This is a genomic window from Azospirillum sp. UENF 111221 (assembly GCF_058780625.1).
Genome location: NZ_JBSNCH010000004.1, coordinates 485,001 through 495,621 on the forward strand (window position 1 = coordinate 485,001; position 10,621 = coordinate 495,621).

Consider the following 10,621-nt stretch of genomic DNA (forward strand, 5'->3'; position numbering starts at 1 on the left):
AAATCACGGCTAAGTGGGAAAGGATGTGGGAAGGCCATGACAACCAGGAGGTTGGCTTAGAAGCAGCCATCCTTTAAAGAAAGCGTAATAGCTCACTGGTCTAGTTAAGCCGGCCTGCGCCGAAAATGTATCGGGGCTCAAGCCGTGTACCGAAGCTGCGGATGTGATCTTTCAGATCACGTGGTAGCGGAGCGTTCCGTAAGCCTGCGAAGGGTGTCCGTGAGGCCGCCTGGAGGTATCGGAAGTGAGAATGCTGACATGAGTAGCGACAAACAGTGTGAGAAACACTGTCGCCGAAAGTCCAAGGGTTCCTGCGCAAGGTTAATCCACGCAGGGTGAGCCGGCCCCTAAGGCGAGGCCGAAAGGCGTAGTCGATGGGAACCACGTTAATATTCGTGGGCCTGGCGGAGGTGACGGATTGGAAAGCGTGTACGATCTTATCGGATTGATCGTGCTGTGGACCGGTTCCAGGAAATAGCCCCGCCTTATAGACCGTACCCCAAACCGACACAGGTGGACTGGTAGAGTATACCCAGGCGCTTGAGAGAATGGTGTTGAAGGAACTCGGCAAATTGCCCTCGTAACTTCGGAAGAAGAGGGCCCCGTTGTGGCGCAAGCCATGGCGGGGGGCACAGACCAGGGGGTAGCGACTGTTTACTAAAAACACAGGGCTCTGCGAAGCCACACAAGGCGACGTATAGGGTCTGACGCCTGCCCGGTGCCGGAAGGTTAAGAGGAGGAGTGCAAGCTCTGAATTGAAGCCCCGGTAAACGGCGGCCGTAACTATAACGGTCCTAAGGTAGCGAAATTCCTTGTCGGGTAAGTTCCGACCTGCACGAATGGCGTAACGACTTCCCCGCTGTCTCCAACACCAACTCAGCGAAATTGAACTCTCCGTGAAGATGCGGAGTTCCCGCGGTCAGACGGAAAGACCCCGTGCACCTTTACTACAGCTTTGCAGTGGTGCTAGGGACTTCATGTGTAGGATAGGTGGGAGGCTTGGAAACATGGGCGCCAGCTCGTGTGGAGCCAACCTTGAAATACCACCCTTGAAGTCTCTGGCATCTAACCGTGGCCCGTTATCCGGGTCCGGGACCCTGCATGGCGGGTAGTTTGACTGGGGCGGTCGCCTCCCAAAGTGTAACGGAGGCGCGCGATGGTGGGCTCAGAGCGGTCGGAAATCGCTCGTCGAGTGCAATGGCATAAGCCCGCCTGACTGCAAGACTGACAAGTCGAGCAGAGACGAAAGTCGGCCATAGTGATCCGGTGGCTCCACGTGGACGGGCCATCGCTCAACGGATAAAAGGTACGCCGGGGATAACAGGCTGATGACTCCCAAGAGTCCATATCGACGGAGTCGTTTGGCACCTCGATGTCGGCTCATCACATCCTGGGGCTGGAGCAGGTCCCAAGGGTTCGGCTGTTCGCCGATTAAAGTGGTACGTGAGCTGGGTTTAGAACGTCGTGAGACAGTTCGGTCCCTATCTGCCGTGGGTGTCGGAGTTTTGCGAGGATCTGTCCCTAGTACGAGAGGACCGGGATGGACATACCTCTGGTGCACCGGTTGTCACGCCAGTGGCATGGCCGGGTAGCTAAGTATGGACGGGATAACCGCTGAAAGCATCTAAGCGGGAAACCCACCTCTAAACCAGAGCTCCCTTGAGAGCCGTGACAGACCATCACGTCGATAGGAGGCATGTGGACGGGCAGCAATGCTTGAAGCTAAGCCTTACTAATCGCTCGATCGGCTTGATCTCGACACCACTAACCGCGCCATGCGCAGCAGCAAGCCTGCTTGAAAGCAGTGCTTGACCAGCGCATCGCCGTTCGATACATCCTCAACTCACTTGCACTGAACAAGCATCAAGCGCTTTCGGTAACAGCGTCGGTCTTGTGCCTCGGTGACCTGGTGGTCATGGCGAGGTGTCAAACACCCGATCCCATCCCGAACTCGGCCGTGAAAAGCCTCCGCGCCAATGGTACTGCGTCTTAAGACGTGGGAGAGTAGGTCGCCGCCAGGTCGCTCAGGCACATGAGACGCTCAATACACGAAAGCCAGATGCTTGCATCTTCATCCAGATCACGAACGCCCCGCCTCGAAAGAGACGGGGCGTTTCGCTGTTCATCAGCCGCCGCGGAAACCGGTCAGCCTTTCTTCGCCGCGGCCGATGTCCGGCTTGAACCGGGCCCCTTTCGCGGCTTCCACCAGCTGATCGATGAAGCTGCGGTAGTCGTCGGCGGCCTCGCCCGGGGCTTCGCCGGTCGGCTCGACCGAGCCGGAATAGGGGGCGGCAGCCTCGGCGGCGCTGTCGTGGCTGCGGAAGGCCGCGACGAAGACGGTGTCGCCCTCCGGGTTTCCTTCCCCGACATGCCGGGTGCTGCGCGACAGTTCGATCCGCCCGTCGGCATCGGCGGCGGACAGGATGGTCACGCCATGGACGGTCGTCGTGTCGCTGCGCGCGTTCGCCGCCGCATCCTGTTCGAAGGCGTGCCGCTCGTAAGCCCGTTCGAAGCTTGAGCGGTCATCGATGTTGGCCTCGGCCATCGCTGTCTCCCTGTTGCTGCACACGATAACGCCCCGCCGGCCGGATCGGTCCGACAGGGGGGTGGGCAAAAAACTTGCGGCCTGCGGCGAACCGATGGGCCGGCGCACAGTTGAAACAGGAAGGGCGGTGACGTCCGAGCAGAGACAAGAGAGGCGACCATGGCTCCGAACGTCAGCGATTTCTTCTGGCAGCGGCTCTCCGAGTGGGGCGTGAAGCGGGTCTTCGGCTATCCCGGCGACGGCATCAACGGGCTGGTCGGCGCGCTCGCCCGCGCCGGCGACCAATTCGAGTTCATCCAGCCCCGCCACGAGGAGCTGGCCGCCTTCATGGCGACGGCGCACGCCAAATACACCGGTGAGATGGGCGTCTGCCTCGCCACCTCCGGCCCCGGCGCCATCCACCTGCTGAACGGGTTGTACGATGCGAAGCTCGACCATCAGCCGGTGCTCGCCATCGTCGGCCAACAGGCGCTGACCGCGCTGGGCGGCCAGTACCAGCAGGAGGTCGATCTCGTCTCCCTCTTCAAGGATGTTGCCGGCGAGTATGTGCAGATGGCCTCCACCCCGGCCCAGGTGCGGCACATCGTCGACCGGGCGGTGCGGATCGCCAAGGCCGAGCGCACGGTGACCTGCATCATCATGCCCAACGACCTGCAGGAGATGGACGCGGTCGAGGCCCCGGCCCGCGCCCACGGCACCATCCATTCCGGTGTCGGCTGGTCGGCCCCGGTGGTGCGTCCGGCGGAGCCCGACCTGCGCCGCGCCGCCGATGTGTTGAATGCCGGCTCCAAGGTGGCGATCCTGGTCGGGGCGGGCGCGCTGAACGCCACCGACGAGGTGATCGAGATCGCCGACATCCTGGGCGCCGGCGTCGCCAAGGCGCTGCTCGGCAAGGCGGCGCTGCCCGACGATCTGCCCTTCGTCACCGGCTCCATCGGCCTGCTCGGCACCCGGCCGAGCTACGAGATGATGGTGAACTGCGACACGCTGCTGATGATCGGCTCCGGCTTCCCCTATTCGGAGTTCCTGCCGAAGGAGGGGCAGGCGCGCGGCGTGCAGATCGACATCGACCCGAAGATGCTGAGCATCCGCTATCCGATGGAGGTCAATCTGGTCGGCGACAGCGCCGGCACCCTGCGCGAGCTGATCCCGCTGCTCCAGCGCAAGCAGGACCGCTCCTGGCGCGAGCGGATCGAGGCGGGCGTCGCCGACTGGTGGACGGTGCTGGAAGCCCGCGCCATGAACGACGCGACACCGCTGAACCCGCAGCGCGTCTTCTGGGAACTGTCGCCGAGGCTGCCCGACGACGTGGTGATCGCCTGCGACACCGGGTCGGGCACCAACTGGTACGCCCGCGACATCAAGATCCGCCGCGGGATGAAGGCGACGCTGTGCGGCGGCCTCGCCACCATGGGGCCGGGCATGCCCTATGCCCTGGCGGCCAAGTTCGCCCATCCCGACCGCCCGGTGCTGGCCATCGTCGGCGACGGCGCCATGCAGATGAACGGCATGAATGCGCTGATCACCCTCGCGAAATACTGCAAACAGTGGAGCGACCCGCGCTTCGTCGTGCTGGTGCTGAACAACCGCGACCTCAACCAGGTGACCTGGGAGATGCGCGCCCAGAACGGCGATCCGAAGTTCGAGGCCTCGCAGGAGCTTCCCGATTTCCCCTATGCCCGCTATGCCGAACTGCTTGGATTCAAAGGCCTGTTCGTCGACAAGCCCGAAAACCTCGCCGCGGTCTGGGACGAGGCGATGGCGACCCGCGGGCCGGTGCTGGTCGAGGCTTACACCGACCCCAACGTCCCGCCGCTGCCGCCGCACATCACCTTGAAGAACGCCGCGGCGATGATGGCGACGCTGGCCAAGGGCGATCCGGAGGCCTGGGACATGCTGAAGGACACCGCCAAGGACCTTGTCCAGAGTTACCTGCCGCATGGCGGAGGCAGGAAAGGCTGATTCGCCGACGGCGAGCGGAGATTTTCAAAACGCAGGGCCGCATAATTGTTTCGCGCGTCATTTCAATTATGCGGCTCCGCTGGAACGGCACTGTGCCAAATTCCGCAATTGGGCCAAAGATAAGGCAAAAAAGTCCAATCAAGTTGGTTTGTATATCTGCTTATAGTCTGGCACCAGGTAAACCGGCGATGTCGTCAATGCGCGCTAGAGGCGAACGGAAAACCATAAATTCAAAGAGACAACTCATCAATAGGGGTAAGGCGCTATCGCGAATGGCTTGACCCGAGACCCTAAAAGAGATAGAGAGCGAACCATGCGTGAATGATGGCATTCCTGTGCAGCGCAGGGTCGCAGCATTGCGTCCTTCCGGATGCCGGCGATACCGCTCACGCCATGGGGTTCGGCCACAGGCTTGGATGGCGGAATGTTGGACACGGTCGAGAAAACGCGGACGATCCTGGTTGTCGAAGACAATGTGCTGATGCGCAAGCTCTTCGTCCGCTGCCTCGAGGAGGGCGGCTTCACCGTCGTCGAGGCGTCGGACGCCACCTCGGTTATGGACTTGATGCGCGACATGACGCCCGATCTGGTGGTGATGGACATCGTCATGCCCGGCCTGTCGGGGCTTGAGCTTATCCGCCAAATCCGCGCCGACTCGGCTCTCGCCGCCACCCCGGTGCTGGCCGTCACCAACCTCGCCACGCCTGCGGACAAGCGCCGGCTGACCGAAGCAGGCTTCGACGGCCATGTGTCGAAGCCGATCAAGCCCAAGGAATTCCAGGCTTCCGTCGCCGGCTTCCTGCCGGCCTGATCTTTTTTGCAGCCGATTTGAGCCAGGCTCGGGATTTTTCAAATCCGGTGCCCCCGATTTCGCGTATCACGTCAAACACACGCAAAAGCGGAGGGAGCCGCAGCGATGGCGCGTTATCTGGTTACCGGCGGTTGCGGTTTCATCGGCTCGCACCTGATCGAGCGGCTGCTGGCGGCCGGGCACGAGGTCCGGGTGCTGGACGATCTGTCCACCGGCAAGCGTGAAAACCTGCCGGCCGGCGTGCCTGTGATTGTCGGTGACGTGGCCAATGCCGAAGCGGTCCGGGCGGCGATGGCCGGCGAGGACGGTGAGGGGGTGGACGGCTGTTTCCACTTGGCCGCCGTCGCCTCGGTCGACCGGTCGCGTGAGGCCTGGCTGGAGACCCACCACGCCAACCTGTCCGGCACCATCGCCGTGTTCGATGCCGCCCGCCGGGCCGCCCGCCGCGCCAATCCGGCCGGACCGGTTCCGGTGATCTACGCCTCCTCCGCCGCCGTCTACGGCGACAATCCCGACATGCCGCTGACCGAGGATGCGGCGACCCGCCCGCTGTCCGCCTATGGCGCCGACAAGCTGGGCTGCGAGCTTCATGCGCGGGTGGCGGACGGGGTGCATGGCGTGCCGACCGCCGGCTTCCGCTTCTTCAATGTCTATGGCCCGCGCCAGGATCCGAAATCCCCCTATTCCGGCGTCATCTCCATCTTCGCCGGCCGCATCGCAAGGGGCGAACCGATCACCGTCAATGGGGATGGCGAGCAGGTGCGGGATTTCATCTTTGTAAAGGATCTGGTGCGATACCTGACTGCGGCGATGGGACATCCGCAGCCGGGCGCACCGGTCTACAATGTCTGTACCGGCCGTCCGACCTCGGTCAACCGGCTGGCGGAGGTTCTGGCCGACCTGTCGGGCCGTCCGCTCGACCGGCGCTACGGTCCGGCGCGGCCGGGCGACATCCGGACATCCATCGGTGATCCCACGCGTCTGGTCGCCGCCTTCGGCATGAGCTGCGACACGCCGCTGGAGGATGGGCTGCGCCAGACGCTGGCGTGGCTTGGTTGACGGGTCCGGGTGAAGAACTCGGCTGACTGATCGGGGCAGGGTGGCGTGATTGGTGGTTTGATCGGGCGGCGGGCGGTCGCCGGCGGGCTTTTGTCGGGTGCGGCGCTGCTGGCGCTGCCCAACAGGGACCTGCGGGCCGCAAATCCCGGCCAAGCTCCCGCTGCTCCGGCCCCTGCTGCCCCCTGGGCGGTCTATTACGCCGATGCGGCACCGCTGGCCGCCTTCCAGCCTTACCGGCTGCTGGTGCTGGACAGCAGGACCCACCCGCCGCTGCCACCGCTGGCCGACCGGGGCAAGACCCTGCTCGGCTATCTCAGCGTTGGCGAGGTCGAGACGCACCGCCCCTGGTTCGACCGGGTGAAGGGGTGGGGCATCCTGGACCAGGAAAACCCCAACTGGCCCGGCAGCTTCTATGTCGACGTGCGCGACCGCCGTTGGGTCAAGCTGGTGGTCGAGGAGCTGGTCCCCGCGATCCTGCGCGAGGGTTTCCATGGCGTTTTCCTCGACACGCTCGACAACCCGCCGCATCTGGAACGCACCGACCCGAAGCGCTGGCGCGGCATGACCGACGCGGCGGCGGCGCTGGTGCGGGCCATCCGCCGCAACTGGCCCGACATCGGCCTGATGCAGAACCGCGGCTATGAGATCCTGCCGCAGACCGCCCCGCTGCTGAGCCATGCGCTGGGCGAGAGCGTCTATGCCGGCTGGGATTTCGCCGCCAAGCGCCCGCACCGCCAGAGCGACGAGGATTACCGGTTCCAGGTCGAAGCGTTGAAGGCGGCCGGCGCGCTGAACCCGCAGCTCGGCCTCCATACGCTGGATTACTGGAACCCCGCCGATGCGGCAGGGGTGCGGACGATCTACGACCTGCAACGGGCCAACGGCTTTTCCCCCTATGTCGCGACGGTCGAACTCGACCGCCTGATCCCGGAGCCGCCGCGGTGAGGGGCCGGTTCCAAGCGGGCATCCGGGCGGCAGCCTTGGCACTCGCCATCCTCCTGCCCGGCGCGGCGTTTCCCGCCCTTGCCGCCGGCCCGACGGCCGCTGCCGCGACGGCGCAGCGGACGGTGCCGCGCACCGTCCTGGCGCTGGTCGATCTGCGCGAGGAAAGCACGATCCGCCTCAGCCGCATCCACACGATGGCGGAACTGCCGCTGAACCATCTGGGTGTGTCGGTGGTCTACTGGAACGTCGCCGACGGCCTGCCCGACCTGTCGCGCTATCCCGACCTGCGCGGCGTCGTCACCTGGTTCGCGGGCGAGCCCTTCCCCGATGTCGGCGCCTATGTCGGCTGGGTGGCGCGTGCGATGGACCGCGGCGTCCGCTTCGCCGTGCTGGGGCAGCCGGGGGTGCGGCTGGAGCGCGGCGGCAGGCCGGTGCCGCTGGCGCTCACCAACCGCTTCTTCGCCCGCTTCGGTCTGCGCGACGACGACGGCTATTCCGACCTGACCTACAAATCGAAGCCGGCGCTGGCCGATGCGATGATCGGCTTCGAGCGGCCTTTGTCGGGGGTGCTGCCCGGCTATCCCCTGTTCCGCAAGACCGACGAGCGCTTCGCCACCCATCTGGCGATGCGGCGCGGCGACGATCCGGCCAGCGACAGCCATCTGGTGGTCACCGGTCCGGCCGGCGGTCTGGTGACGGAGGGGTATGCCCGCTATTTCGACGCCGAGTACAACCGGCGCCAATGGATCGTCGATCCCTTCGCCTTCTTCCGCGACAGCTTCGCCACCGACGACCTGCCGAAGCCCGACGTCACCACTTTGTCCGGGCGGCGGCTCTATTTCAGCCACATCGACGGCGACGGCTGGCGCAACGTGACGGAGGTGGCGCCCTATGCCGCCCGCCGCGTGCTGTCCGCCGACATGGTGCGCACCGCCGCCATCGAGGCCTTCCCCGACCTGCCGGTCAGCGTCGCCCCCATCGTCGGCGACCTCGACCCGACCTGGAAGGGCACGCCGGAGTCGCTGGCGGCGGCCAAGGCGCTGTTCGCCCTGCCGCAGGTCGAGCCGTCCAGCCACACCTGGACCCATCCCTTCCAGTGGGCCTTCTTCAAGGACTACAGCCGGCAGGCCGAGGCGCCCTTCCTCGAGCGCGAGGGCAGCCGCAAGCCCGGAAAAAGTGACGAGCATGCGGCGGAGGAGGCGGGCGAGGTGTCGGACATCGGCCGCTATGCCATGCCGCGCGCCTATCTGCAGCAGCCCTTCGACCTCGACCAGGAGATCGGCGGCGCTCTCGACTATTTCACCCGGCTGGCTCCCACCGGCAAGCGGGCGGTGCTGGTGCAATGGTCGGGCGACACCTCCCCCTTCGAGGCGGCGCTGGCGGCGGTGCGCAAGGCCGGCGGAGTCAACATCAACGGCGGCGACGCGCGGTTCGATGCCGATTTCCCGTCCATCACCGGGCTGCCGCCCATCGGCCTGCCGGTGGGGGCGGAACGCCAGATCTACGCCGCCGGTAGCAACGAGAACACCTACACCGACCTGTGGACCAACCGCTTCTACGGCTACCGCAATCTGGTCAACACCATGCGGCATGCCGGCAGCCCGCTGCGGCTGAAGCCCTTCAACGTCTATTACCACATGTACACCGGCCAGAAGCCGGCCAGCCTCAATGCGCTGGTCTCGGTGCTGACCGCCGCGCAGAGGCAGGAGCTGGCGCCGGTCGCCGCCTCCAGCTACGCCCGCATCGCCGAGGGCTATTACACCACCCGCTTCGAGCCGCTGGACGGCCAGGGCGGCGGGCGGCGCTGGCGCGTGCGCGACCGCGGGGCGCTGAACACGCTGCGCTTCGACCATGCCAGCGCCGACGCGGTCGATTTCGCCCGCTCCAGCGGCGTGCTGGGCCAGCGCCACAGCCAGGGCAGCCTCTATGTGGCGCTCGACCCGGCGGTGGCGGAGCCGGTGGTGGCGCTGGCGGAGAGCGACCGCGCCGACCGCGACCCGCCGGCCGCCATGCCCTATCTGGTGCAGGGCCGCTGGGCCTTCTCGTCCTTCGCCCCGGACGATCACGGCTTCCGCGTTGCCGCCACCGGCTACGGGGCGGGCGGCATGGTCTGGCAGGTGCGGCGGCCCGGCCGCTGGACCGTCACGGCGGAGCGCGACGGCACCCGGCTGTGGTCGGGCAGCGTCGACGCGGATGCCGACGGCCGGCTGGCGCTGACCGTGCCGGTGTCCGCCATAGCACCGCTGCTGCTGCGCTTCCGTGCCACCGACGGCGCGGCGGGGTAGGGCGGCCATGCGCGCGAACCTCCTCGTCGTCCTGCTGATCCTGCTGGCCGGCATCGGCGCCAGCCTGCTGCTGATTCCGCACAGCGCCGAGCTTGCCCTGCAGAAATTCCGCGACCGCGATTACGACAGCGCCCGTGCCGTCTATGAGGAGCGCTATGCCGCCGGCGACCGCAGCGGCGCCACGGTGATGCCGCTGACCCGCCTGACGCTGGCCCAGGGCGACGTCGAGCGCGCCATCGAGCTGACCGAGGGGTTCCTTGCCGCCGAGCCGTCCTCCGTCGAAGCCCGCGAACTGCTCGACCGCCTCTATCAGGATGCGCAGCGGCCGGGCGACCGGCTGGAGAACCTGAAGGCGCTGGCGGAGAGGCGCAACAGCGCCGACCTGTTCCGCGAGCTGGCCTATGCCGCCGGCTTCCGCAACCGGATGGGGATGAAGGCCGAGACGCTGGTCCGCTACTGCACCCTGCGGCCGGAGGATGTCGAGGCCCAGCAGGAGCTGGCGGCGCTGCTGGCCTCGCGCGGCGACCATGCCGGCGCGGTCGACTGGCTGCTGCGGGCCGACGACCGCGCCGAGGGCAACATCCAGCCCGACAGCCGCGAGCTGCTGATGAGCCTGCTGATCGACCTCGACCGCGAGGACGAGGCCTATGAGCGCGCCCGGCGCTGGCTGGGCGAACAGCCGACCGTCGCCGATATGATCGGTCTGGCGAGCCAGCTTGCTGCAGCATCGCGTCCCGATCTCGGGCTGCGGCTGATCGAACCGCAAATCATAGGGCCGCAGGTGGCGGGCCGCGCTCCTGTGCTGGCGCTGGAGCTGACCTACATCGACCTGCTGATCGCCACCGACCGGCGGGAGCCGGCGCGGACCCGCCTGTCGGCGCTGTCCGGTCAGGTGGAGGATGCGCAGTTCGGCCGGCTGCTGGCGCTGGAGGTGAATGCCGGCCTGCCGCGCGCGGCGCTGGAGGCGACCAAGGGCCGCGACCTGCATCTGGTGCCCGACTGGGTCCTGGCCGG

The 10,621-nt window shown here is 66.2% G+C and carries 7 protein-coding genes and 2 rRNA genes (1 of these 9 running past the window's edge); 8 read left to right on the plus strand and 1 reads right to left on the minus strand.

Going from position 1 to position 10,621, the window contains the following annotated elements; translation table 11 throughout:
- Both ACWPN3_RS14240 and rrf read left to right on the plus strand, forming a co-directional pair.
- Nucleotides 1-1,757, plus strand: a 23S ribosomal RNA gene (locus ACWPN3_RS14240); it begins 991 nt to the left of the window's first position.
- Between the two features lie 148 nt (nt 1,758-1,905).
- Nucleotides 1,906-2,021 (plus strand): 5S ribosomal RNA (gene rrf / locus ACWPN3_RS14245).
- Between the two features lie 104 nt (nt 2,022-2,125).
- Here rrf and ACWPN3_RS14250 read toward each other — a convergent pair.
- Nucleotides 2,126-2,545: a hypothetical protein gene (locus ACWPN3_RS14250; protein WP_109445965.1), complete on the minus strand. Its 420-nt coding sequence runs from the start codon at nt 2,543-2,545 to the stop codon at nt 2,126-2,128.
- A 159-nt stretch (nt 2,546-2,704) separates the two neighbouring features.
- Here ACWPN3_RS14250 and ACWPN3_RS14255 point away from each other — a divergent pair, with 159 nt between their 5' ends.
- The 6 genes from ACWPN3_RS14255 to ACWPN3_RS14280 all read left to right on the plus strand — a co-directional run.
- Nucleotides 2,705-4,507 (plus strand): thiamine pyrophosphate-requiring protein, encoded by a 1,803-nt coding sequence (locus ACWPN3_RS14255; RefSeq protein WP_492239760.1) that lies wholly within the window; start codon nt 2,705-2,707, stop codon nt 4,505-4,507.
- Nucleotides 4,508-4,931: 424 nt separating this feature from the next.
- Nucleotides 4,932-5,318 carry a response regulator gene (locus tag ACWPN3_RS14260; RefSeq protein WP_455183525.1) on the plus strand — a complete coding sequence of 129 codons (387 nt, stop codon included), beginning with the start codon at nt 4,932-4,934 and terminating at the stop codon, nt 5,316-5,318.
- A 105-nt stretch (nt 5,319-5,423) separates the two neighbouring features.
- Entirely contained in the window at nt 5,424-6,377 is a 954-nt protein-coding gene (locus tag ACWPN3_RS14265) for an SDR family oxidoreductase (RefSeq protein ID WP_492239759.1), read from the plus strand.
- A gap of 45 nt (nt 6,378-6,422) precedes the next feature.
- Entirely contained in the window at nt 6,423-7,322 is a 900-nt protein-coding gene (locus tag ACWPN3_RS14270) for a glycoside hydrolase family 191 protein (protein WP_492239758.1), read from the plus strand.
- 35 nt (nt 7,323-7,357) lie between these two features.
- Nucleotides 7,358-9,607 carry a polysaccharide deacetylase family protein gene (locus tag ACWPN3_RS14275; RefSeq protein WP_492239756.1) on the plus strand — a complete coding sequence of 750 codons (2,250 nt, stop codon included), beginning with the start codon at nt 7,358-7,360 and terminating at the stop codon, nt 9,605-9,607.
- Nucleotides 9,608-9,614: 7 nt separating this feature from the next.
- The coding region (locus ACWPN3_RS14280) for a tetratricopeptide repeat protein (protein WP_492261502.1) at nt 9,615-10,621 on the plus strand (1,007 nt) is incomplete at its 3' end.